The organism is Tardisphaera saccharovorans (assembly GCF_046635845.1).
Taxonomy (GTDB): Archaea; Thermoproteota; Thermoprotei_A; order Marsarchaeales; family UBA168; genus UBA168.
This window is the reverse complement of sequence record NZ_JAQQXN010000001.1, coordinates 558,866-582,455: the sequence shown is the minus strand read 5'-3', so window position 1 is coordinate 582,455 and position 23,590 is coordinate 558,866. Positions and strand designations below refer to the sequence as shown.

21 protein-coding genes are annotated in these 23,590 nt (G+C 52.9%); 7 read left to right on the top strand and 14 right to left on the bottom strand.

The window, feature by feature from the left end:
* Positions 1 to 202: 202 nt before the first annotated feature.
* The 4 genes from pyk to PRZ02_RS02865 are packed head-to-tail and all read right to left on the bottom strand — an operon-like array spanning position 203 to position 5,417.
* Entirely contained in the window at positions 203 to 1,543 is a 1,341-nt protein-coding gene (pyk, locus tag PRZ02_RS02880) for a pyruvate kinase (RefSeq protein ID WP_449464335.1), read from the bottom strand.
* Positions 1,544 to 1,579: 36 nt separating this feature from the next.
* Positions 1,580 to 2,776, bottom strand: a complete 1,197-nt coding sequence (locus PRZ02_RS02875) for an ABC transporter permease (protein ID WP_449464334.1) — start codon at positions 2,774 to 2,776, stop codon at positions 1,580 to 1,582.
* Complete coding sequence (locus tag PRZ02_RS02870; RefSeq protein ID WP_449464333.1) at positions 2,773 to 4,707, bottom strand: hypothetical protein; 1,935 nt, start codon at positions 4,705 to 4,707, stop codon at positions 2,773 to 2,775. The genes PRZ02_RS02875 and PRZ02_RS02870 overlap by 4 nt, the downstream gene beginning before the upstream one ends.
* On the bottom strand, positions 4,704 to 5,417 hold the full coding sequence (locus PRZ02_RS02865; protein ID WP_449464332.1) for an ABC transporter ATP-binding protein: 714 nt from the start codon (positions 5,415 to 5,417) through the stop codon (positions 4,704 to 4,706). Before PRZ02_RS02865 ends, PRZ02_RS02870 begins: the two co-directional genes overlap by 4 nt.
* A 66-nt stretch (positions 5,418 to 5,483) precedes the next feature.
* Here PRZ02_RS02865 and PRZ02_RS02860 point away from each other — a divergent pair, with 66 nt between their 5' ends.
* Positions 5,484 to 6,011 (top strand): DUF84 family protein, encoded by a 528-nt coding sequence (locus PRZ02_RS02860; RefSeq protein ID WP_449464331.1) that lies wholly within the window; start codon positions 5,484 to 5,486, stop codon positions 6,009 to 6,011.
* A gap of 635 nt (positions 6,012 to 6,646) precedes the next feature.
* Entirely contained in the window at positions 6,647 to 7,759 is a 1,113-nt protein-coding gene (locus PRZ02_RS02855) for a Gfo/Idh/MocA family protein (RefSeq protein ID WP_449464330.1), read from the top strand.
* 280 nt (positions 7,760 to 8,039) lie between these two features.
* Here PRZ02_RS02855 and PRZ02_RS02850 read toward each other — a convergent pair whose 3' ends face one another.
* From PRZ02_RS02850 to PRZ02_RS02835, 4 genes are all read right to left on the bottom strand, one after another.
* Positions 8,040 to 8,603 (bottom strand): DUF981 family protein, encoded by a 564-nt coding sequence (locus PRZ02_RS02850; RefSeq protein ID WP_449464329.1) that lies wholly within the window; start codon positions 8,601 to 8,603, stop codon positions 8,040 to 8,042.
* Between the two features lie 74 nt (positions 8,604 to 8,677).
* Entirely contained in the window at positions 8,678 to 9,517 is an 840-nt protein-coding gene (locus tag PRZ02_RS02845; protein ID WP_449464435.1) for an aldo/keto reductase, read from the bottom strand.
* Between the two features lie 80 nt (positions 9,518 to 9,597).
* Positions 9,598 to 10,065 carry a CoxG family protein gene (locus PRZ02_RS02840; RefSeq protein ID WP_449464328.1) on the bottom strand — a complete coding sequence of 156 codons (468 nt, stop codon included), beginning with the start codon at positions 10,063 to 10,065 and terminating at the stop codon, positions 9,598 to 9,600.
* 6 nt (positions 10,066 to 10,071) lie between these two features.
* Complete coding sequence (locus PRZ02_RS02835; protein WP_449464327.1) at positions 10,072 to 11,418, bottom strand: dihydrolipoyl dehydrogenase family protein; 1,347 nt, start codon at positions 11,416 to 11,418, stop codon at positions 10,072 to 10,074.
* Positions 11,419 to 11,540: 122 nt separating this feature from the next.
* On the opposite strand from PRZ02_RS02835, the gene PRZ02_RS02830 reads away from it, so the two are divergent.
* Together PRZ02_RS02830 and PRZ02_RS02825 are read left to right on the top strand one after the other, a co-directional pair.
* Positions 11,541 to 12,890: an APC family permease gene (locus tag PRZ02_RS02830; RefSeq protein ID WP_449464326.1), complete on the top strand. Its 1,350-nt coding sequence runs from the start codon at positions 11,541 to 11,543 to the stop codon at positions 12,888 to 12,890.
* A 25-nt stretch (positions 12,891 to 12,915) separates the two neighbouring features.
* Positions 12,916 to 14,496 (top strand): UbiD family decarboxylase domain-containing protein, encoded by a 1,581-nt coding sequence (locus tag PRZ02_RS02825; RefSeq protein WP_449464325.1) that lies wholly within the window; start codon positions 12,916 to 12,918, stop codon positions 14,494 to 14,496.
* Here PRZ02_RS02825 and PRZ02_RS02820 read toward each other — a convergent pair.
* The 4 genes from PRZ02_RS02820 to PRZ02_RS02805 all read right to left on the bottom strand — a co-directional run bounded on the left by PRZ02_RS02820 (position 14,481) and on the right by PRZ02_RS02805 (position 19,628).
* Positions 14,481 to 15,803 (bottom strand): hypothetical protein, encoded by a 1,323-nt coding sequence (locus PRZ02_RS02820; protein ID WP_449464324.1) that lies wholly within the window; start codon positions 15,801 to 15,803, stop codon positions 14,481 to 14,483. The two genes, PRZ02_RS02825 and PRZ02_RS02820, sit on opposite strands and share 16 nt — an antisense overlap.
* Positions 15,804 to 15,984: 181 nt before the next feature.
* Positions 15,985 to 17,952, bottom strand: a complete 1,968-nt coding sequence (locus PRZ02_RS02815; protein WP_449464323.1) for an MFS transporter — start codon at positions 17,950 to 17,952, stop codon at positions 15,985 to 15,987.
* A 50-nt stretch (positions 17,953 to 18,002) separates the two neighbouring features.
* Positions 18,003 to 18,467 carry a DUF1641 domain-containing protein gene (locus PRZ02_RS02810; protein WP_449464322.1) on the bottom strand — a complete coding sequence of 155 codons (465 nt, stop codon included), beginning with the start codon at positions 18,465 to 18,467 and terminating at the stop codon, positions 18,003 to 18,005.
* A gap of 9 nt (positions 18,468 to 18,476) precedes the next feature.
* A complete protein-coding gene (locus tag PRZ02_RS02805) occupies positions 18,477 to 19,628 on the bottom strand; it encodes an NAD(P)/FAD-dependent oxidoreductase (RefSeq protein ID WP_449464321.1) in 1,152 nt (383 codons plus the stop codon).
* Positions 19,629 to 19,723: 95 nt separating this feature from the next.
* Here PRZ02_RS02805 and PRZ02_RS02800 point away from each other — a divergent pair, with 95 nt between their 5' ends.
* Both PRZ02_RS02800 and PRZ02_RS02795 read left to right on the top strand, forming a co-directional pair.
* Entirely contained in the window at positions 19,724 to 20,065 is a 342-nt protein-coding gene (locus PRZ02_RS02800) for a hypothetical protein (RefSeq protein ID WP_449464320.1), read from the top strand.
* A gap of 19 nt (positions 20,066 to 20,084) precedes the next feature.
* The gene (locus PRZ02_RS02795; protein WP_449464319.1) at positions 20,085 to 21,521 is read left to right on the top strand and encodes a DUF4910 domain-containing protein; all 1,437 of its coding nucleotides are present in this window, start codon (positions 20,085 to 20,087) and stop codon (positions 21,519 to 21,521) included.
* Between the two features lie 24 nt (positions 21,522 to 21,545).
* Here the strand turns inward: PRZ02_RS02795 and PRZ02_RS02790 are convergent, their stop codons facing one another.
* A complete protein-coding gene (locus PRZ02_RS02790) occupies positions 21,546 to 22,331 on the bottom strand; it encodes a DODA-type extradiol aromatic ring-opening family dioxygenase (RefSeq protein WP_449464318.1) in 786 nt (261 codons plus the stop codon).
* Positions 22,332 to 22,455: 124 nt separating this feature from the next.
* On the opposite strand from PRZ02_RS02790, the gene PRZ02_RS02785 reads away from it, so the two are divergent.
* Positions 22,456 to 23,013, top strand: coding sequence for a hypothetical protein (locus tag PRZ02_RS02785; RefSeq protein ID WP_449464317.1), 558 nt, complete (start codon positions 22,456 to 22,458; stop codon positions 23,011 to 23,013).
* On the opposite strand, the gene PRZ02_RS02780 is transcribed toward PRZ02_RS02785, so the two are convergent.
* On the bottom strand, positions 22,925 to 23,587 hold the full coding sequence (locus PRZ02_RS02780; RefSeq protein WP_449464316.1) for a GNAT family N-acetyltransferase: 663 nt from the start codon (positions 23,585 to 23,587) through the stop codon (positions 22,925 to 22,927). The two genes, PRZ02_RS02785 and PRZ02_RS02780, sit on opposite strands and share 89 nt — an antisense overlap.
* Positions 23,588 to 23,590: the final 3 nt, after the last annotated feature.

The window sequence follows — 23,590 nt, the reverse complement described above, 5'->3', positions numbered from 1 at the left end:
GTACGCATAAGTCACGCGCACGCGATGTGCAAAATCTTCCCTAGAAACCGCGGTTGGCATGATAAACGCTTTAACGCCACGTTGAGCCCCTCAGCACTTACCTTAGACCAAGTCGCTCCAGAGCTCGAGTGCCACTGGCAATCAGAAGATGAGCGAGCCCTGACGATGGCGTTGCAGACCAACTTACCTCGAAGTAGGTACTTCACACCTCGTGCAGTTCCAAGAGGTTTGTGACGCCCTCTCTTGACATGGGTTCGCCTGCCACCACAACGACCTTGTCGCCTTTTCTGGCAAGTCCTGCCTTTACGGCCTCGTTCCACGACTGCGAGAAGAGCTGGCTAACCTCCTTGCTGCTTGGCGTTAACGACGGAACCACCCCCCAGTAAAACCTCGCCTGCCTAAACTTTTCCTCGTTCTCGACCAACGCAAGTATGGGCTGGTCAGGCCTCAGCCTTGCCACGCGTGCGACCGTGAGGCCGCTCCGGCTGTGGGCCACTATCACGCTTGCTTTGGCTATCTTGGCGGCGTTGACTGCCGCAAAGGCCATGGCATCATTTTCATCCCTAGCAGCTGGGACTGGGCCAGGGGAAAGGTCGAACTCGGCCTTTCTTATGATGCCATCCAAGTACCTTACCGCTGCCATGGGATTTTGTCCTGCCGCCGTTTCGTCGCTTAGCATGATGCTGTCAACCCCCTTGTTGACCGAATTGGCCACGTCGATCACCTCTGCCCTCGTGGGAGAGGTATTGTTAACCATTGACTCAAGGACTTGCGTCGCTAGTATAACTGGCTTGCCTGCCTCCCTTGCCACCCTTATTATCTTCTCCTGGGTGCCTGGCAGCCTCTCGAGCCCTACCTCAACACCCAGATCTCCTCTTGCCACCATTATCCCATCTGCTTCCTCGGTTATGCTCTGAAGGTTCCTCAGGGCATCTGCCTTTTCGATTTTGGCTATAAAGAAGGCTTCCTTGTACAAGCCTCTGGCCTCCCTGACCTCGTCGGCACTGACCACGAAAGAAAGTCCTATGGCGTCCGCGCCTAGTGCCTTTGCCTCTTCAAGCAGGGACCTATCGGATGGCGTCAACCCGACTTTTACTTTGAGCTTGGGTATGTTTATGCCCTTACGGGATGTTAATACCCCTCCCTCGATTACCTTTCCCTCAACTCTGTCATTCTCAACCGAGGTTATCTTTACCTTTACCTCGCTGTCGGCCAGAAGCACAATGCTACCGCTTTCCACGACGCTGTAGAACGCGTCATCCTCCACCGGCAGCCCCTCTCCGCTCTTTGAAAAGGTAACGATTTGCCCCCTTGACAGTTTTACGGGATTTGGCATGTCTCCAAGCCTCAGCTTTGGCCCGGGCAAATCGACTAATATGGGCTTGCCCGGTGCCTTGGCCCTTATCGCCTTGAAGTACTGAGAGTGCTGAGCGGCATCTCCGTGAGCGAAGTTAAGCCTAAACACGTCAACGTACCTGTTCATCTCCCGCAACAAGGAGATCGAGGGGGGGCCGACTGTCGCTATTATCTTGGTCTTCCGCATGAATCTCATAGCAGCGGGCCGTTTAACCTTTTGCGCTCAATCGTGCCTTAGGGCCTCCACGGGCATGAGCCGTGATGCCCTATAGGCGGGTATCACACCAGCTACTATGCCTACCAGCACAGATAGCCCAAAGGCCATGAAAACGGTCTCGAGAGAGATCACCGGGGGTATGAACGACGTGAGGCCAAGGCCGCTGGCCGGTTTGAGGTAGCTAAGCAGGTAAGCGATAGCGACTCCCAGCACCGATCCTGCGATCCCTCCCATTATGCCCATAAGTGCTGACTCGGCTACGAACATCCCTATGACGTCAACGTTCGTGAACCCGAGCGCCTTAAGCAGCCCTATCTCCCTTGTCCTTTCCACTATGCTGGTGAACATGGTAGTGGTAACTCCCACGAAGGCCACGAGAAGAGATATGGCGGCCGCGGAGACCAGCAGGGCGTTGAGCGACCCTATTACGCTGTTCGCGATGCTTATTCCCTCTTCGGCCGTGTATATCGTCACCTGATTGCCGTAAAGCGACTCAAGGACGCTGCTGACGTGATCGACGTCTCCTGAATTGTAAACGACTACCAGTATGCCGCTATAGGCTGAACTCCCGGTGAGCTGCTGGCCCGTCGCTAAAGGAACGAAAATGTCCTCATCCACGTCAACGAAGAAGCTCTGGCCGAACTCCTTGAGCACGCCGGTGACAAGAAAGCTCTTCTGCGTGAGCCTCCCATTTGCGTAAACGTGGACGTCTACCACTTGCCCGGTCTTGTAATGTGGGTAGTAGGCGTTGCGGGGGTTGGCCACGAGGTAACCCAACACCGCCGCCGAGGTTTGGTAGGCGGGCGGATATCTGCCGGAAAGCAGGCTTATTCCGGGCACGGCCTCCTCCAATCCCTCCTGGGCATTTATCGCGAAGAGGTAAACGTCCTCATTACCTCCCGCTGTGCTTATGATGGCTGGAATGTAATAATACGGAAACACGCCCTTAACGCCAGCTATTCCGGAGATTATCTGAACGTCGCGTTGGGTTAGCGAAAAAGAGCTAGAGGGCACAACGGCCATGGTGTTCGTCCCGAGCTTCAGCAGCTGGGACGTTATGTAGGACCGATATCCCCCAACCATGGACGTTATCCCTATAATGGCCGCTGGTCCGATCAGTATGCCGATTATGGTTAGAGCGGAGCGCGTCTTTCTTTCCTTTAACGCCTCGTAAGCCATCTCAAGAAAGCTCGCGAGCTTCATCGCTTGGGCCTCCGCCTTCTTACCAATGCATAGGAAGAGGCCGCGATCGCGATGGCGACGCCCGCTATCGCGTACACAAGCGCGTAGTTCATCGTGCCGCGTGGTCTGGTAGATTGCTCGTGCACGGATATGGCGATCGGATAGCTGTACACGTAGGAATTGCCCAGTGCGTCCTGATATGTGACGTTTACGTAGAGCTGGTATGTTCCCCGAGCGTTCTTGGGAATTGACACGGACAGACTGAAAGGAGTGGGCGAGTCCGCGGGAAGACTACCTATGTATTGCTCTTGAGACCAATTATATGGCCATAGGCCCACGTTGACGTAATAGGCCTCGGAAGTACCCTCATTTAGTAGAATGCCAGAAACAGTCGCGTTCGTTCCGTTTATGGCCGTCACTGGAACAGATGGCGAGGTCACGTAGATTTTTATGAGGCCCTTTAGGAAGAGGGTAGCGGTGAGCCGAGCTTCTTCCGTGTAGTTCATGGAGTTCCTGTAGGTAACTATGAACTCAAGCGGCAATGGGCCAGATTCGGGTACGCTTGGGATAACGCTTAGGGGTAAAACGGCAGTTTCTCCTCTTTCCAACGTGCCAAGGCTCCAGGGGCCGTTCCCTTGGGCCACGTACAGCCCCTGAACGGGCTCGAGGGAGACCTGAACGCCGTAAACCGGCGAGCCCCAGTTGGTCATCTTAACGAGCATGGTATTGTTCCTGTTGTAGTAGGCATACGCCGGCGCCAGCGACACGGATAGGTTTTGAACCTGTTGGGCAACCGTCACGAAAGTGGTGCACTGCGCTGCGGACTGCAAGGGAGCTCCGTAGTACACCGTAAACATAACTGGATAAATGCCCGGAGGCACGTTTTGTGGTACGTAGAAGCTGTAACGGAGCGTCGCGTTATCCCTCCCGCCTATGGAACTTATCGAGCTAAGATTCCCCGATATGAGCTCAAACGGCTGAAATTCCGGCTTCACGGTCACGTGATATATGGGTGATGAAGAAAGGACGGATATGATAAGGCTAAGGTTTACAATACCTCCAGACTGCGCGTGCCCTTTGCTAGCAAGAAGCGTGACTTTAGGCCTAGCGTAAAGCATGACGTTAAACGACGCCTGTGTAGAGTAGTGTCCTCCGAAGTAATCTTGAAAGCTTATGTTTGCCCGGATGAGCTGATTTCCAACCAAAGCCGCGCTCGTTACGTTCAAGGGAAACTGAAGTAGCGCGACGCCCTTTGGTTGTACGTAAGGCAGCTGGAAAGAGACCGTTTTTTCACCATTGAGACCGAGGATACCGCGCGGGAGAAAGAGCGTGACGTTAACGCCAAGCAAAGGTACTGAGCTTGGGTTTGAGAGGTAAACCTGAAGGTCGTCAAGGCCGAAGCCCGAATACGGAAATGACGACATGTTGCCGGTTATCCAGGCTGGATCTACGAGTTCCGGCCTCTCCGGAGCGTAGATCGTGAGGTTAACGTACGCGAAATAATCGCGGGTAACGCCGGACTTCCTGTAAACAAGCGTTAAGAGCGAGGGATAGCTGCCCGGCTTGGCGCTCTGCGGGACGTTGAGGTAAAAAGTGAGAAATGTTGCGGTCGAACCGGTCGTTACCGTTGGTATGGATATGCCCGGTATCGGGGTTGAGTTGCTCAACGAGATCTCGCTTTGCGCGCTTTCAGGAGCTGCGTAAGCGTAAGGGCCTCCAGAAATGCTCTTGACCGGTGTTCCCTCGAGGTTCAGTTGCCCGTACAGTATGGACACGTTGGGCATTTGCACGACCTCTACGGTAAATGGTACGTTGGTGTAGCCGGGCCTTGGCCTTATCTGCTGATTCGCGGTTCCCCACTGGTAAGTTACGATGAGGACTTCCTGTCCGCTGGCCGGAAATACCACCAAAGCGAGCAACGCCAAAATCGCAATTACCGCTACGTATCTCATGGATCTCGCCCCAAGCGCTCATCACTTTCTATGAGCCCATCCCTTATGTGAATTATCCTGTGGGTCATCTTGGCCAATTCCATGTTGTGAGTTACCATTACTATGCTCCTACCCGCTTCCCGATTTACGGCTTTCAACAGGTCCATGATCATTAACGAGTTTGTCGTGTCAAGGTTTCCGGTGGGCTCATCGGCCAAGATGAACTCGGGTTCCGTTACAAGCGCTCTGGCTATCGCCACCCTCTGCTGTTGTCCTCCGCTCAGCGCATTCGGCTTCTTGTTGGCCAGGGTAGCAACTCCCACCATTTCGAGGCTTTTCATGGCCCTGGCCTCCATCTCCAATTTTGACATACCTCTTATCATGAGCGGTAGCTCAACGTTTTGAAGCACGGTGAGCCTGTTGATCAGGTTATATGACTGAAACACGAAGCCTATGTACTTGTTTCTGGCATACGAAAGCTTCGAGTCAGGGAGCGAAAGGACGTCTATCCCGCCGACGTAGACCTTGCCCTCGGTTGGCCTGTCTAGCACTCCCATTATGTTAAGAAGCGTGGACTTCCCACTACCAGAGGGGCCGACGACAGACACAAACTCTCCCCTTCTTATCCTCAGGTTGATCCCCTTTAGCGCATAAGTAGGTACTGCTCCGCCATAGACCTTCTTGACGTTTTCTAGCACGACCGCGTACTGCTTCAGCTCATCCGCTTCCATATTTTACTCACAAGGGCCCGTATTAACCTTCACCACGCTTTTATCGCTCCGACCACAGTTACGAAAATGCGCGTTGCTGTGGGCTCTGTCAACAGGGTAAAGGTCGAGGCGGTGACAGAGGCGCTAAAACTCATGAAGGTCGATGCCGAGCTTATTCCCGTTGAGGTACGGTCTGGAGTACCTGATCAGCCAGTTTGCGATCAGACGTTTGAGGGCGCCAGAAACAGGGCAAGGGAGTCAACCAAGATATCAGGCTCCGACGTGGGAATCGGCATTGAGGGAGGGATTTGCAGTTACGCCACGAAAACGCTCGCTTATGCGGTGGTCTACGCTTCGTCGGCAAGCGGCAAGGAGAACTTTGCCTTCTCAGCAGCCTTCTCCCTGCCCAAGGGTATTGTTGATCTAATTGGCGCGGGTATGGAACTGGGAGATGCCGTTGACAGGTTCTTTGGAGCCAAGGATAGCAAGCATGCCGAGGGAGCGGTGGGGTACCTAACCAAGGTGATATCAAGACGGGAGCTTTACGTGCAACCCGTTATCATGGCGCTTTATCCGTTTTTTGCCGATGACCCAAGGATTGCCCTTGAGCCCTAGAGCGAGCGGAAGTCGTTGGTTCCTGCGAGACATCTCCAAAAACGCAAAGCCCAAAATTGAGGCATTGCCCACGCATGATCCGAGTAGCTCTCCGGCCGTGGTCTCCCCGTTTAGCCGTCGATCCGTGAGGGCTAGTTCTAGGTCAATCCCTGCCTTACCAAGTTATCCCAATCTTTTTGCTAGCCCGGTTTATTGGTGTATTGATAGCTCAAACCCAAGCCAAGCATTGGTGAACGTCAGCCTTAGCCATGAAGAGTTTGCCTGTGGTTCAAGGCCCGGGGCCCTCGCCAGATTCGGAACGGAGTAACCGGGGTTACGGGGGCAAACCCGACCCGCAGTTCTCGTTGAGATACAGCTAAGCCGCCTTAAGGTCACGGTTGTACGCCAAACCGGAGTTAGCCGCAGAAAGACCTCCAACCAGGGGTCCAAAGAAAGTTGTACGCCAAACCGGAGTTAGAGGACTGAACCGGCTCTCGTCTGCTTCTGCGACGCGGCCGCACCTGAGGATGAGGATATCTTTCCCTGAGCGGCTAACTTCGCTCCTGTTTTCAGGGAACGATCCCAAAATACTTTTACGTTGCGCTATATGGTTTTCTATCTCCCCGTTCTAACTGACGGGGGTCTACGTGATAAAAATGAAAATCTCGCTATTGGGTCATGGGTTTATAGCGAAGGCGCACGCCAACGCTTACCTGGTTTCCCCTCGCTTCTTTCAGCTTTCCGAAGAACCGGAGCTGAGCGTTGTCTATGGACGGGATCTGGGATCACTAAAGGCCTTCGCAAAGAAGTTCGGCTTCAAGACCTACACGACCGATCTGACCGAGGCGATTTCGATGGGCGAGGTGATCGATAATTGCCTCCCGAATCACATGCATGCTGCACCAACCATATCGGCTTTAAACAATGGAAAGCACGTGCTGCTCGAAAAGCCTATGGCGATGAACGCACAAGAGGCTCGTGAAATAGTTGAAGCGTCTAAGAAGGCAGGTGACGACGTCAAGGGTATGCTTGCGTTCAATTACCGTTTCCTTCCAGCAGTGGCTTTAGCCAAAGAGCTAATAGAAGAGGGGAGGCTAGGCAAGGTCCACGAGTACAGGGCAGCTTATCTACATGAATCGCTCACGCGCCCCAGCGCTAGGGCCACGTGGAGACAAAGCAAGGAACTCTCCGGAACGGGAGCACTGGGTGATCTAGGGTCTCATGCCATCGACATGGCCTTGTACTTACTGGGAGCGATCAAGGGGGTAATGGGAAAGACGTACACCGTCAAGCAAGAACTCCCATCGCGCGACGGCACGATGGTTCCCCAGGAAGTAGATGATGCGTTTGTGGCGCTGCTTTCCTTTACCAGTGGCGCTTATGGCGTTGTTGAGGCGTCGAAGGTCTCACCTGGGATGAAGAACTTCTTCAGGTTCGAGGTGCATGGATCCAAGGGGAGCTTGGCCTTTAACCTTGAAAGGCCCAACGAGCTTAACTTCTTCACGTTTGATGATGAGCAAAAGGTCTCGGGATTCAGAACCATAATAGCAACCGACCCATCTCACCCTTACGGAGGTATCTGGTGGCCCCCGGGCCACGTGCTTGGCTGGGAGCACTCAGTCGATATAGAAATTGGGCACTTTCTCGACTGCGTGGCGAACAATAAGCCCATTTACCCTGGTGCAACACTGGAGGACGGCCTTCTAAACCAAAAGATCATCGACGATATATCACTATCATCAGAAAAAGGACAATGGGTAACCCTGTGAACTAAGCCATATAACAGAAGGGGCTTTGGCTCGTCGGGCGGTCGCGAGGGCTGTTCACCTTGGCGCTCACCGGCACGCACGCGAGCGCCTTCCCGCGAAGCGAGGGAGGGCACCGCCGGCAAGGGCCTCTCTCCGGTTGGAAGCCCTCGTTGGAAGCCCTCGCGCTTTCGCAGGCGGGCAGATCCCTAAGGGCGACTTCGGCCTGCTTATTAGAGCGAAAGGCTGAAGGTTTCTCGCATTAGGGCAAGCATCCGCATCTTGCCCGTCAAAAAACAAAAAATCACGGGTAGTACTTGGCGAACTCGCCAACATGCTCGAAGCTCGTCTCCACGCACACGGCTGCGGTGAGAAGTGCTGCAAGCACTATCAGCAATAACGCTATCCAAAGCAGGTACCTCTTCTTGCTGTTAGCGAACGCGGGACCTGCAAATATCCCGGATAGACCCTGCAGCATGAACATACCCCAAACATATATTGGATCCAAGGAGTTATGGGCTATAATTATCCCGTAGAGTATCGCTATCAGACCCACTGGGACGGCCAGTCCTTCTATGTAATTTAGGTTTCCAAAGGCCAAAATCTCGAGCCCTGCGGCGATTAACAGGACTGCAAACAGCAGGAAGGGATCTCCAAATATGAAGTTAAAGGGACCAGGTAACGGCCAGTCAACGTCCATAGCTAGCCCTAAGCCCATGGACGCCAACCCAAGACTAAGTGGTACTGCTCCTGCCTCGCGCGTTATGGAACCTCCCCTGATCAGCCTAAATAGCATGTAGCCAGCGTAAACGTCAGCTACCAGCAACAGGTAACCAAGCGTACTCAAGAAGTCTACAAATCCAGTCATTTTCATATGATGAGGGTTACCGCATTTAAGCCTTCTCATATAAAGGCTAGCTACTAAGAATCCGAAAACGACCTTTAAAGTGCGCTTCCTAACCTTATGTACGCAGAGAGAAGCGCCCTAAAAGCCCTACGCCTGAACGATCCCGATGACAGATAGTCCTTGAGGTAATCGTCTAAAGAAGAGGTCTCTTCCGCGGTAAGCACCAGATCTCCAGCTCCTGCGTCCTCCACCGCGTGCTCTGGCGTGGATGCCTTGGGTATGGCTACCACCTGCGGCTTGGAGACGAGCCAAGCCAGAGCAGCCTGAACCCAGCTCTTCCCGTGAGCGTTGCCGATCTTCTCGAGCATAATCCTCAGCTCGCTGTCCTTGAAGAGCTGGCCGTGCCCAAGCGGGCTATAAGCTATTATCGTTATTTTCTCCTTTTCGCAGTAGGGCATAAGCTCATTTTCTGCCTCCCTGTTGAAGGGACTGTACTCGACTTGATCTGAAACCAAGTCGTACTTCTTCATCGAGGCCCTTGCCTCCTCAAGCTGTTTGACCGAGAAGTTGCTTACTCCTATGTACCTTATTTTCCCCTGGTCCACCAGCTCTTCCATGGCCTTCACCGTTTCCGATATGGGAACGGAGGGATTTGGCCAGTGGAGCTGGTAGAGGTCGATGGTGCTTAGGCCAAGCCTCTTCAGGCTTCCCTCGCATGACTTAATGACGTCGTCGTGGTGGAAATGGGTTGGCCACACCTTCGTGGCCACAAAAACGCCGATTCCCTTCGCCCTGATCCGGGAAAGAGCCCTTCCCACAAGCGGCTCCGTATGATATATCTCCGCCGTATCGATGAACTTGGCGCCTGTCTCGGCTCCCGCCACGAGCGCTTCTTCGCCGCTACCTTCTCCGAGCTGCCATGTGCCAAGCCCTATTACGGGAAGCCTTTCTCCCGTTTTTCCCAGTTCCTTGTTGTATCATGGCTCAATTCAGCGATAAAAAATTTAAGCCTGTCTCACGCAGTTTCTAGCTTTGCCTTAACGGCTGACACCAGCTGATTTATTATTTCGTCAGCTACCTTCTTGAAGTTATCTTCTCCCATAAGCTTCAGTATCATGCCCGCGTTCACGTCCGCGTTCCAATCGATGCCCGTCTTGCCAGCGGCCTCCGATACGACCATCTTTAGATCGATGCTCACCTTCATGCCCATGGACCTTCCCTCCCCATGTATGCTTACAGAATCGCCAGCCACCTCGCTCTTGAAGTTCATCTTTATGCCAACGTTGGCCAAATTAGCCAGAAGGCCTTTTCTCATGTCAGTCGGAAGCTCAACCTTGAACTTCGCGGTAAATTCCTGCGGGGTCTTCTTCTCAAACTCCTGCACGTTCGGTAGGCAGGTTGAAAACTGATCTGGGTCCGTAACGAAGGCCAGCACCTTCGACTTGGAAGCGCTCAGCTCTATTCTCCCATTCATGCTTGTCATTTCACATCACCCCAAGCTTGAAAAGGCCTTAAGAGCGGCCTCCTGAACCGATTCCGATATGGTGGCATGCTCAAAGTTGGAAAGTGCAAGGTCCGCCACGGTGGCTTTCATCCTCATGGCGAGAACTATCTCATGAATTACCTCGGACGCATGAGAACCCAGCACCCCTCCTCCTATTATGTTGCCTTTGTCGTCAGACACTATCTTGACCAAGCCCTCAGGCCGCCCCTCCACTATGGCTTTTTCATTTGCCGCCAAATACGCGGTCCCCACAACGGGGTTTATGCCGACCCTCCTCGCTCCCTCCTCGGTGAGCCCGACTCCTTCAAGTTCGGGGATAGTGGCACAACCACGGGGGAACTGGTTGTAATCCATGGTGACGTGCCTCCCTGCAACGTTAAGCGCGACAACCCTCCCCATGTGCATTGCGGAGGCTGCGCCCAGGTGAGTCGTGACGTCTCCTACCGCGTAAAGCCAGGGTAGGTTGGTGCGGCCCGTCTCATCCACTTTTATGAAACCGAGCTCGGTTTCAACGCCGAGCTGCTCTGCTCCCGTGTGCTCAACGTTCGGCATCCACCCATATGACACCAGAAGGGCGTCAAACTCGGCTTCCTTTTCCTCATCGTTTTGAGCGTAAACGACCTTGTTGCCTTTTACCTCTTTTGGCTCTATTCCCATGTTGAACTCGAAGCCCCTCTTGCTCAAGCTTTCCCTAAGCGAAGCCGCGAGCTCAGCGTCTTCCCAAGGCAATATCTCATCGTTTTCGTCCAAGAACTTCACGCTCGCTCCGCCCGCTGCAAGGATCTGCGACAGCTCAAGGATGTCTGAGGAAGGTTCCCCTCCTTCGAGGACGACCACCTTTTTAGGAAGTTCTTGTAACTCCCAAAAGTTCTCCCTGGTTATGACCCTCTTAAGGTCTAATCCGTCCACATCTGGCATAATGGGCGTTGCTCCCGTCGCCAAGACCACGTTTTCGGAGTGCAAGGTCTCGCCATTCACTTGCACCCCTTTTTCGACGAGCTTACCCCCGCCGTTTATCACGTCAACGTTCAGGCTTTGGAGCACGTAGGTCGCGGTTTCCGATGTCCTCTTAGCTATGTCTCTGGCCCTCTGAACGTTTGCCTTGAAGTCGAGAGATATGCTACCGTTAAATACACCTAGTTCGGCGGAGTAGAGCGTCTCCGCGGCGGCCAGCGCCGCGTCTGCGGGAATGCAGCCTACGTTAACGCACGTCCCACCGATCTTCTTCCTCTCCACCACAGCCACCTTCTTTCCCAGAGAAGCGCTGGTCACCGCGCCCACGTAGCCTCCTGGCCCTCCGCCCAAGTAAATAACGTCGTATTCCAATCTCATTTTCTCAGCCGGCCCTCAGGATTTAAAGGTTTTTGTTATCAAAGAACGTTGATTTGGAACTCGTGTACTTATGCGTACAAATACTCTTATTAATGCCAATATCGATACATGTCAGTTTCAAAATGCAGAAACAGGTAACGTTAAGGAAAGACGCGATCGGGTTTGCGGAAGTCCTCTTTCAGGGTATAGCCGCGGTGGCTCCGGCTGGGGCAGCGGTGGCTACCATGACCGGAGCTGCGGCGTTTGCCCTAGGATCCCTTCCATTAAGCGCGCTATTGGCATTCCTTCTGGTGCTCTTAAACGCGACCATCATTAGTCGGGTTTCCAAGCGCGTGGCTAGCGCAGGAGGGTATTACGCCTACGTCAAGGCGGGATATGGAAGGAAGCTGGGCGTGTTCACTGGCATGATGTACGTTTTTTACCAGATCATGGCCATATCCTTTGTGGGTTTGAGCATGTCGGTTTTCGTTCCAGCCATGCTTTCAGAAGTATTCAACGTAAACATACCGTCCTATCTATGGTTCCTCCTTCTGCTGGTAACGCTAGGCCTTGCCTTTTCGCTCTCTTACGCAGGAATACGCGAGTCAACTAGGTTTTCCTTCATCATGGCAGCAATAGAAATGACCACGGTGGTGATCTTGGGAGCAGCGCTCATACTGATAAGCAAAAATAACACGCTCGCCGTTTTCACTCCCAAGTACGCTACCGGGGGACTATCCGGGATAGCGCTTGGGATGCTTTTCATGTACACGGCATTCGCCGGCTTCGGTAACTCTACCCCACTGGGTGAGGAGGCCAAAAATCCGAAGTCAAGCATCAGCAAAGCCCTCATATTTACCGCGCTCATATTGGGCGCGTTCTTCATTTTCTCCGCTTACGCTTTTACCGTTGCATGGGGTCCTTCTCAGATGGGCACCTACGCATCAGCGCTTGTCCCGGGCGTTTCGCTTGTTTATGATGAGATAAGTCCATATGCCGCGGCTTTGCTGGCCGTCCTGTTTATAAATAGCCTTTTCACGGGAGCAGTCGTTTTGACAAACAGCACCTCAAGGGTCATGTTCGATATGGGAAGGGATGGGATACTCCCAGCGCCAGTGTCCAGCGTTCACGGCAAAAGACTCACACCGCATGTGGCTGCCTTTGTCACCTTTTTCACGGCCTTAGCCATAGCGTCCCTTTCAACGATCTTGCTGGGTGGTTTCAACGCATTTCTTTTCACCGCCACCGCAGCTACCCTCGGAACCCTGCTCGTTCACGTTCTCATAAACGCATCGATGCCAAGCGCCATAAAGAACTCCGGGGGCAGGTACACAGCGATGGACGTGTTGCTTGTCGCGGCGGCCGTGATAGCTTTGGCGTTTGTGTTCTATGGCACGTTCCTTTCAATAAGTTCCCCGGTGATAATTGGCACCGTCGTTTTCGTGGCTTTCGTGATTGCAAGCGCCCTAATGGCCGTATTCAGAGCAAGGTGATCCCCCGTTATCCCTAAGGAGTTTTTTGGAAGCATACGAGCGCGCAAACCCTTCAGACTTGGTTAGACTTGATGAGGTCGACCCAAACTACGAGCCGACTGCATGTTACTACGCCCTCCAAGAGAAGAATCCGGTTATACTTTTCGAAGGTGTGAAGGGTTATGACGGCTTTCGCATGGCAACAAACGCTCTGGGAAGCGAGGAGAGACTGGCCTTTGCGCTGGGAGCAGACCAACCCACCTCTGCCTTTGATCGTTGGAACTTCGTAACTGGAAACGAGGGAAGTCCACGCATGTCAGAAGATGCGCCCGTCAAGGAGGTCGTAATCACAGGTAATGACGTAGATGTCTTTCGGCTTCCCGTGCCAGTTCACTTCATACAAGATGGCACGAGAAAGGGGTTTCAACGCTACATAACCGGTGGCATAGTGACATCCAGAAATCCAGAAAGGAAAGAGGAGGTTAACCTTAGCTTCACGAGAATACAGCTTATCGGAAAGGACAGGTACGCTTTCGATTGCGGCTCAAAGGGCCACTTTTACACGTACGTTCAGAAAGCACTCAAGAGGAACATCCCAATGCCCATAACGGTAATCGTTGGAGTTCACCCGCTGTTATACCTGCTAGCAGCGTCATTCACTGAGAACGAGTACAAGAAGGCGGCAAGCGCCCTATCGCTTACCCTAACGGAGGGCGTTGAGAACGACATCCCACTGCCGGCCGAGGCCGAGATCGCCCTTGAGGCCGAGGTGTTACCCGAGAGCTTCGACGAGGGGCCATTTAGCGAGTACACGGGCTACGTGGGGCTTGACTCCACAAAGAACGTCGCACGCGTGAAATCGATTTTAAGGAGAAAAGATGCCATATACTATGACGTTCAGCCATCTAATTCCAACGAACACATTAACCTGTTCTCGTTCCCAAGGCATGCGGCCGTGCAAAGGGTGACGAACTCGGTCATGCCTCCTGGGCACACTTACAGGCTTTTCTGGCCTCAGCGTGCTTCCAATTACATGGTATTGGGATATGTCGATCCTCCTCAGGCGGGCCTGGCAAAGCAGCTGGGACTGCTTTTGCTTGCATCAGATCCCCTTTTCTCGAAGTTGGCGCTCGTAAACGAGGGGCATACGAACCTCTCCCTGTACCGTATCTTAGCTAACCTGGCCGCAAGTTACTCTCCAGAAAGAGTCGAGATCGTGAAGGGGCTTTACTCCATAGGCTCCAACCCGACCGGAGCGGAGGGAACTTCTGCTAAGCTCATAGCCGTCAGCTCTGGAAACGCGTCGTTTTCCGTGAAAGGCGATGGGTTATCTGTAAGGCTCCTAGGAGGTGGACAGGTCCTTTTAGCTATAGACACGGCAAAGACTTCGCAGGGAGTAATAAACATCAGGTTCCCTAGGGATGTCGAGAAAGCAGATGAGGATACCCTCGCGTGGGTCCTTGCCACACGGGTGAAACCAGACGAAGACATAGACATAAGAAGAGATGGCATCGACATAGACGCGACAAGGGTAGTTGGGGAAATACCGCAGCTTCCTCCCGAAGTAATCAACAGGGTTAGAGGCCGCCTCTTACGCGAGGCTTTAAAAAATCAACGAAGTTTTTGACCATACAGTCCGGCAAGACCTACCGCCATGGCAACACCCATTAGCGCGACCCCCGCCGCTTCCACGTAGGGTATCAGAGTTACGAAGAAGACGGCAAGTCCTATGAGGCCCAGTACCATGCCGGAAAGCGATAACCAGTAAACCAGAGGCCTTATGCGCGATCCCTCAGGAAGCTTCCAGTCCAAATATATAGTGACCGCGGCGAGCAAAGGTAGGAAGAAGAAGGGATACATGAGATGTCCACTCATAAAAGCGTCGTCATGCGCGTAACCGGGCCCTCCATTCGGAGGTACACCTGGAGATCCGAACCCATAGTAGCTTTCGTTGAACTCGATGTAATAGCCAATCCCTATTAGCGCCAGCATCGCAAAAATCCAGGTGAGCACGGAGGCAATTCTAACTGAACTCCTCTTTACGAATGGCCATAGCCCCACCAGGGATATCAGCGCCCCCCAACCCACGATCCCTGTCTGGCTGTCGTCCAGAGCCAAGCCATTCATACCTCCTGGCCCAAAGGGCGCTATTGTGGGTATGGAGTACGTTCCTAAGCCCGATATCAAGTAAAGGTAGCTCATGCTTATGACGCCGAAGGTCGAAACAAGCATTCCGACGTTCACCAGCTTCCGTTTTCCGGGGTCCAGCTTCTCATAATGAACCATGAAGGCGGTAAGGGCAACTATACCTCCCATCACAGCTGGAAGCATTTCATGAGAGTGAGAGGTGACCAAGTTTCCTTCAAACGTTGAGGCGTTTATCCCGAGCCCGTTTATGTATGACTGAAGGAAAGGCATGGAAGAGTAGCCCACGAACATCCCCTGTGCAACAAGCAGTCCGTAAAGTCCAGCAAGTGTAGCAGAAACTGAAGCCACGAACAACAGCACGTAAGCGCCGAACACTTGCTTGAACCTTTCTTTTTCCTTGAACGGAAATATCAACAAACCAACGTCGAAAATCACCGCGAGGAGCATGACCCATGCGTCCCTCACGCCCTCAGCGACGGTGCCCACAGGAGAGCCCATAAAACCTATGCCTAAGAGGGTGGTCGCTATCACGGGATAAGTGCTCAGGTTAAGTGCAGCCCTTATCCTGTTTCCAAGTCCGACCGAAGCGGCCGCAACTATCATGAGAAATAGCGTGAATGGTATCATGACCGCGTGGTACCACTCTACCGTGCCAAACGAGAAGTCGCCCAACGAAAACCAGTTTGTTAGAAAAGCGGAGGCCAGAAGCACGAGAAGCATGTAGGTTATGAGGGAAATGGCGTTAAACCGGTCGTCCAGCCAGATAGATCCATACGTTTTTTGCAATTTGCCATTTATTAATTGGGCTTCATATTTATGCGTTGCGAAATGACCTGTCGTCGCGATGCGTAAACCCTTAACGGTCACACCAAACCCACAGAAAACGATCCCAAGAAAGCTCCGGTCCTTCGGGAGCTTGCGAACAAATAGTTAAGCAGCTTCCGAACGATCAAAAACCCAAATCAGACTACCTCCAGCCCTGCTTCGAGTACTTGACGGCCAGATCTGCCATGACGTCTGCCACGTCCTCAGCGAGGTCACTTACTAGCTCGTAATGTTCGTATAGGTCCTTGTACTTGATGATGGTTATCGCGTCGTTTTGGCTAAATACCTCAGCTAGTGCAAGCCTAAGCAGGTCGTCTGCCTCGTTTTCTATCTCATGTATCCTCCTTATGATTTCCTCCAACTCCTTCGTCTCCCCATGCACGAGGTCCCTTAGGTGATCGACTCCCGCCCTCAGGAGCGATGAAAGCTCAACGATCCCCTTGGCGAACTGCTTTGTTACGTCGTTCGGTTTGGCCTGATAAAGCATGAACCTGTAAGCGGTCGCCTGTTCTGCGTCAAGCACGTCATCGAGCTTCTCCGTGAGCTGGGCTATGTCCATGTGATCCATGAAGGATATGTTCCTCAAGTTCAGCGACACAAATATCTCATGTACCGAGTCATCCCCCTCGTGCTCCCAAAACCTGATCTCGTCGATGGCTTCCTTCGCGTCGATCTCTCCCGAAGACTCCTTTTGAAGGACTTCCGCGCCGTTCTTTATGTCTTCAAGGAGCCTGTCGAAGAGCGACACGAGCGACGTCTGCAACAGTATGAGCTCGTTCTCCATGGAGGTTTCCTCCAAGCTTTTGCCTTTGGTTTCGGGCAGCAGCACTACCGTCACCGCGGCGCCTACGAGGGCCAGAGATCCTAGAAATATCATCAGGTTATATGGCCCCCACTCTGCCAACAAAATTGGAAAAATGAAGGTAGAAATCGCGGCTCCGAGCTTTCCACTGCTGGCAGCTATTCCGTGGCCAGTTGACCTGAATTCCGTTGGGAAAAGCTCCGTTGGGTAAACGAACGTCGTGGTGTTAGGACCATAGTTGGAGAAGAAAAACGTGAGGGAATATATGAAGAGAAACGCCGTCCCCTCAAGCTCTTTACCAACAAAGCCCAACACCAAGAAGAGGAAACCCATGAGCGCAAAACCGATGGTCTGCATGGCCTTCCTTCCCTCTATATCCATCAGCATTACGGCAACCCAGTAACCTGGAAAGGCGGCCAGGCCAAAGGTGAGGGCGCTTATCTCTATCTTCGAAAGAGTCCCAGTGAAGCCTAGCACGCCCGCCAATGATGGCAGAAAGATGCCAGTGCCATAGTAAGAGGCGTCAAGAAGGAACCACGCAATGGATACCCCCACTATGTAGGGCATGAAAAGACCTATGTACCTTTTCATGTCTATTTTCGTCGTTTGTTGCGAGTTAACCATGACCTGTTTCTTCGTAACTTGGCTTACCGTGTTGGCTGCCTCCTCTACCTTCCCCGCCGCTATGTCAAACCTAGGCGTCTCGGGTATTTTCCTTCTAAGGTAGATCACGGAAAGAGCAGGGATGGCTCCGAATCCAAGCATAAGCCTCCATATGAGATCGGCCTTAAGAGAAAGCGACATGAGCCCAAAGGCAACCGCTATGCCGGCCAAAATGCCAAATCCCTGCATAGCAAATACCATGGCCGTCAGCTGTCCCCTGTTCCTTCTTCCCGAGTACTCAGCCATCACCGTCGCGCTGGTAGGGTAATCACCTCCTATGCCGAAACCCATTATGCCGCGCATCAACAACAGTATGTTGTACGTGGGGGAAAGCGCAGAACCTATGGCGCCTAAGGAAAGTATGAACATCTCGAGGCCGTAAACGTACTTTCTCCCAAATAGGTCGCCCAGCCTGCCAAAGAGCAGGGGACCCAAAAATGCCCCAAAAAGCGAGGCGCTGGTCAGCATGCCTTGCTCGGCATCGGTAAGGTGATAGACCTGAGTTAGAAATATGAGCGCCACGCTGATTATCCAGAGGTCGTAGGCATCCGTGAAAAAGCCCATGCCAGACGTGACCCATACCTTGAGGTGGAAGCCTTCCGTTGAGAGCTCATCAAGCGGCCTCAGCACGCTCGTCTTCTCCATAAGAACGCCGTCGGAGCCCTTAATTGTCTTTCGGTTTACACAAAAGGATCTCATTTGCTTTGGGCCGAGGTGCACTTACCGATCGCCCTTAGCAGCTCGATGGTTATGCCTATTCCCTTCTGGACGTCTGGATCGCCCATTGCCTTCATGAGTCCGCCAAGCCCCAGCGGCTTCGCGCTCTTGAGCTTATCCACGCCAGCGTTCTTTGCCACGCACCCTCCCACCTCCGATATGGTGGCCTTAAGGTTTATGACGTCCTCAGCGCTGAGCTGGCGGGCAGCGCCAAGGCTTCCGTCCAGAAGGACCGCGAGAAGGCGGTAAAGCGCAGGTTCCTGGAAAAGGTACTGAAGCAGTTCATCCATTTTCTTGATGGCCGTTACGGCCACGTCGAGCGTGCCGCTTTTCTCTAGCTCTATGAGATCGGCGAATAGTGCCCTCAAATCCTCATCCGATATTTCTGGCGCTTCGGTAATCCTAACCTCCTGTGGTTCCTTTTCGCTTTTTTCTTTCGACATCATAATCACCTACATAGAAGTTAACAGGAAGCTCCTATAAAACATGTCCTTTACGTACTTGCCGAGCGGTGACGTCAGGACGCTGTAGCAGCTTCCTATCCACTTTAAGGCACCGTTCTCCTGGGTCACGTCGCAGTTTATAACCAGCCCCAAGTCCCCGTAGTCCATGGCGCAGACCATGGCGTTTATCTGACCCGGGTCCACCGGCTCTCCCAAGATTTCCCCGCTTATGACGGAGGAGCTGGCCAAGGAAGTGAAGTGAACGGGAACGCCGGCCGTAGGTAAGCCAAGAACCGGCATGCTGTGCTCTCCCGGAAGGAAGACGTCGTCGTACTTGGTGCTCCTGCCCGTGAGCGGATTTGCATCAGTCCAGTCCCCCATGGGCGTGCTCTTGACGAAGGGCGTCCCAACGAAAGGCGACGGCACCTTTATGGGAGGCACGGTTATCAGAAGGTCGTACGGGAACTCCTCTCCCTCCATGACCACGGCCTTCTTGGCGTCATCTACCTTTACTGGCTTTTTCCCACCTACGTAAGTTATGCCGCGCTTCTGGAACTGCTCGTTGGTTATCTTCACGGCCTCCGGGCCAAGGGGCTCGATGGGGTTCTTGAAGGGGTGAACGAGCGTTATGCTCACCTTATCTCTTATTCCCCTCTTTCTGAATATGACATCCAGTTGATTGGCGATTTCGAAGGGATATATCCCACACCTGTACATGGGGCTTGGCGTGAAGATGACCACTTTGCCCCCTCCAAAAGACGAAAGCGCATCCCTCATCTTCAAGCTTCCTTCCAGCGTAAAGTTGTGGTATCCACTTGCCAAGTTATAAGTTTCGAAGTCAAGCTCAGAGCCCAAACTCGCAAGCAGGTAATCGTACTGAACCTCCCCGGAATCCGTTATGACCTTGCGATTATCCGGATCAAAGCTCTTTATCTTTGCCTTCACGAACTTCACCCCTCTTTCTTCCAGCCTAGAAAGAGGTAACGAGATCTCGTCAGGTTGCATGTCCCCTAAGGCTACATTGGCAAAATACGGAGGGAAGAGGTACTTTTCGTTATCGCTTATGAGCACTATATTCGCCTTGCCCTTGAGCCGTTCTGATAGGCGCTTTGCCGCTACAACGCCTCCTACTCCGCCGCCCGCGATAACTACCGTCTTCATGTCATCATGTTCACCGGTCCCTTTTACGCTTATGGTGTTTTAGCATCCGATGAGCCTCATACGTAGCGCTTATAACGACGTTATCGTATGAATTCATGACAAAAGTAGTTTTTCTGATAATGAGCGGAAAGGACGATCCGGAAAAGTTCTCGCTGGGTTTAACACTCGCCGAAAGATCCTTTGACGCGAAAAGGTACGAGGACGTAAAGGTGCTTTTCTTTGGACCAAGCGAAAGCTACATCGCGGAGGCTCAAGATAAAGAGCTCGAGGCGGTTAACCGGTTGATAAAGAAGGGAGTAATCGACTCGGCCTGCGTCTTTGTGGCAAACCAGGCAGGAGCAGCAAAGAGGCTAACGGAGATAGGCGTGCAACTTCACCCTATTGGCGAAAGGCTGGCCTACTACGTAAACCAGGGATACCTTCCAATCAGCTTTTAAGCGAGGTCAGGACGTTTTCATGCAGGCATTTAACCCTTATAGGGCCTTCGACAACGTTTACAACATTTCGAAATTTCACAGAATACAGGGATCTCAGGGCCTTCTGGACGCCGCCGAGTACATATATGAAAACCTTAACCTGAAGGAAAAGGAAATGATCTTTTACAAATACGATGGGGAAAGCACGTATGGGAATTTCGTGGCCCCAATGGGCTGGGATCCGGTAAGGGGAGAGCTCATCGCTGATGGCAAGAAGCTCATAGGTTTCGATGACGTGCCCCTGTTCATATGCGGCCACTCTCCATCTGGCGACGTGGAGGGAGTTGTCACAAGCGACCTTGAAGCCTCTGATGGAAAGATACTTTTGACGTCGGTTCGCGACGCTAAAAGGGAGTATCTCAAGGCAGTAAAGCGCGGCGCGCTGGCGGTCATATTTTACAGCGACACGCTGCCTGAAACCGCGGTTCCCTATCGCGGGCTCTTCCTAACCAAGAAAGAGCTCTCCTACTCTCTGCCGGCAGTAGCCGTCCCGAGGAATCTCGTGGAGAAGATAAAAGGGCAAAAGGTGAGAATAAACGTGGAGACAAGGACAGAGCCAAAGAAGATGCCAGTGATTTACGCGCGGACCGGATCGAAGTTCCTTGTAAGCTCGCATATGTGCCATCCATTCCCGGGAGCAAACGACAACGCTTCCGGAGCTGGTCTCTCGCTTGAGCTCGCTAACGCGGGAGCAAGGGCCGACTTCCTTTGGATTCCCGAGCACTATGGATCGCTGGCATTCTTCTCAAACCACGACGTGAGCTATGAGTTTGGATTAAACCTTGACATGGTCGGGGAGAACCAGGCCATTACGGGTTCCACGCTACAGATATCCTATACGCCCTATTCCCAGAAGTCGCCTTATGAAGAGCTGGTAAAGGAGCTGGTAAGGGACCTAGATAGCTCGGCCATAAGGTACGAGTTCGTCGACTTCGACATAGGAAGCGACCACGCGGTCCTTGTGCAGAACGGCATCCCCGCCATGGACTTCACGAACTGGCCCGACCGGTACTACCATTCCTCAGAGGACTTCGCAGACAAGGTTTCCACGGACATGCTTTCCTTCGTGGGCCGCGTAGTGATGTCCTTTCTCTCTCACGAAGTGCCCATATATCTAGAGGAAGCTTGGAGGGCGAAGTACAAGGCCTACCTTCTTGCCAAGTTCGGGCGCGAGGATGCCGAGAAGCTTGGAGCGCTGAGGAAGGCCAAGTACAGAAACTTCCTGCCAACGGCTTCGCCCTACATAACCCCTGAGAACGCCGACGAGTTTCCTGACGTTTGGGGAAGGGGAGCGGCTTACGCCGAGTTTGACAACCTCTCAACGCAGCTGGGAGAAGAGGACGCGCTTCGGATAGCCGCAAAGGCCTACGGCGTTAAGCCAGAGGAGCTTTCATCCCTCAAGGAGTACTTCCGCTAAAGCCAGCATCTTAGGCGTCATTCGCTAGCTTTCCTCGAAGTAAGCTACAAGCATCCCGAAGTACGAGGGTAGGCCGTACGCTAGGAACACGGGCCTCATGGGCTTAACGCTCAGTATCCCCAGCATTACCATGAATTGCCAGAAGCTGTCCGGCTTAGCTGCCCTCAGAAGGCCGTCGTCGATCCCAGCTATGAGGTTGAGGTCGTTTTCCTTGAAGGCCTTAACCACGAGATCGTCATAGGCTCTGGCAGCGGGGCTAAACCCATACGGCCCATCGGCCTTGTGGGCGTGAGCGTTATCCGCACTTACGATTATGCCGACGTCCTTCTGTGAGCTATTGCATTCTTCCCCCACCGCGCTTCCGAACGAGATGAGTTCCTTCCTGCTCACTTCCCTCGCTGGACCGATGACGACGAGCTTTTCTCCGCGATATAAAAACGAGAGCGGTATGGAAGCTCCCCAGTCCAGGGGAAGTACAGAGAGGGGTCCCTCCAAAGCCCCGTAGTTGACCTCTACCACTGGCACGCTCAGCGATCTAGCCTTTCTGGATATGGCGCGGGCAAGCTCAAGGTCGGTTTTAACGGTGGTGGTTTTTTTGTCAATTTCTCCTTGAAGGTTCTCGCAGGTCAGCACGGCAAAGTGATCGGGAATCCTTATGCTGTGCGGCGTGAGCACGACCCACGTGTCTATATGCACGTTATCCCTTTCCCTCGCAACCGCGCGCATGGCCTCATTGAGCTTTGCGCTCTCGGGATCGTTGGGGCTAAGCAGCTCATCGCCATGTGGCGAAACTGCCATAAATGTTATCATAAGTAGAGATCGCACTCATATAAAGACGTTTCTTAACGCCCGTAGGCCATGAACTATCCCTTCCTTAGGGGCGGGGACTTCCGCCCCAACCCCCAAAGGTTAAATGCGAACCTACGCATTACTTATGAGAAAGAAATTAGTGATCGCGGGAGCCATCGCTCTGGCCATCGGGCTTGTGCTTTTCCTCGCAAGTCCCTACATGTTCAATGCCACTCTCTCGCTTGACTCGCTGCTGCCCTTCAAACAAGAGCAAAGCCTTAGCCCCGGAGAAAACTTCACCATGGCGGAAGTCCCACCTGGAAAGCTTACTACCGCCCTTTACAACGACTCCGCAGGGCTTCCTTTGCTCATCAACTCCACTGGTGGAGAAGTCTCGTCCGAGAACCTTAACGGCACGTTTGCGGCGGAGTGTTATAACACCGGGAGCAGATCGGTAGCCCTTTACCTCGTGAACAACTTAACCACGACTACCGATATTCATTACTCCACGTTGACAACCTCGCTAACGGGCATGATAGCTGCCCTAGCGGCAATGCTGGCGGGGATTTTCCTTGCCATAGGAGGATCAATAGCCGCGCTAGTGGGATTGGTGCTTAAGCCAAAGTCAAGGCCTCAGCTCGAAGGGCAGACCGCTCAACAACAACGAAGCCCTCGGCCCCTTCGAACTTTTCGCCGCTGGTGAACTCGTAATTCAGTGGAAGCGTTCCCTCAACCAGGAATATGGGGTTTGCTTTCACGAAGGTGATCTTAGCCCCATCAAGATCTCCCTCGTAAAGCCCTTTGCAGTAGTTCTCAGGATACCATATCCAATCGTCGAGGTACGCGCTTTTTCCGGGCTTGGGCTTTAGGTTTTGCAAGGGTGGAATCACCTCGGAGCCATGATTGTAGTAGGCATGCGAGATAACGCGAAAACCCAGGGACTCGAAGAGCGAGCGCGACGCGAGGTTTTCCTCGCTTATGAGCGCCCTGAACACGCCTCTACCGATCATGTTCATCGATTGCTCGACAATATACCTTCCAATTCCCTTGCGTCTCTCGCTTTTGCTTACCCTTAACCCTTCGATCCAAGCATAATCAGGGAGGACCTTCAGGTGAATTATGCCCACTATACGAGAGCCGTCAACGGCCTTTATGAAAATTCCATCGCTGAGCCAGCGATCAAAAACGTCCTTTATGTAGTCGCCCCACGACCAGGTATCCTGCGTCATCTTCACTATTTCTTCTTTGTCTTTTTCTGAAACCCTACCTATCTGCATGTG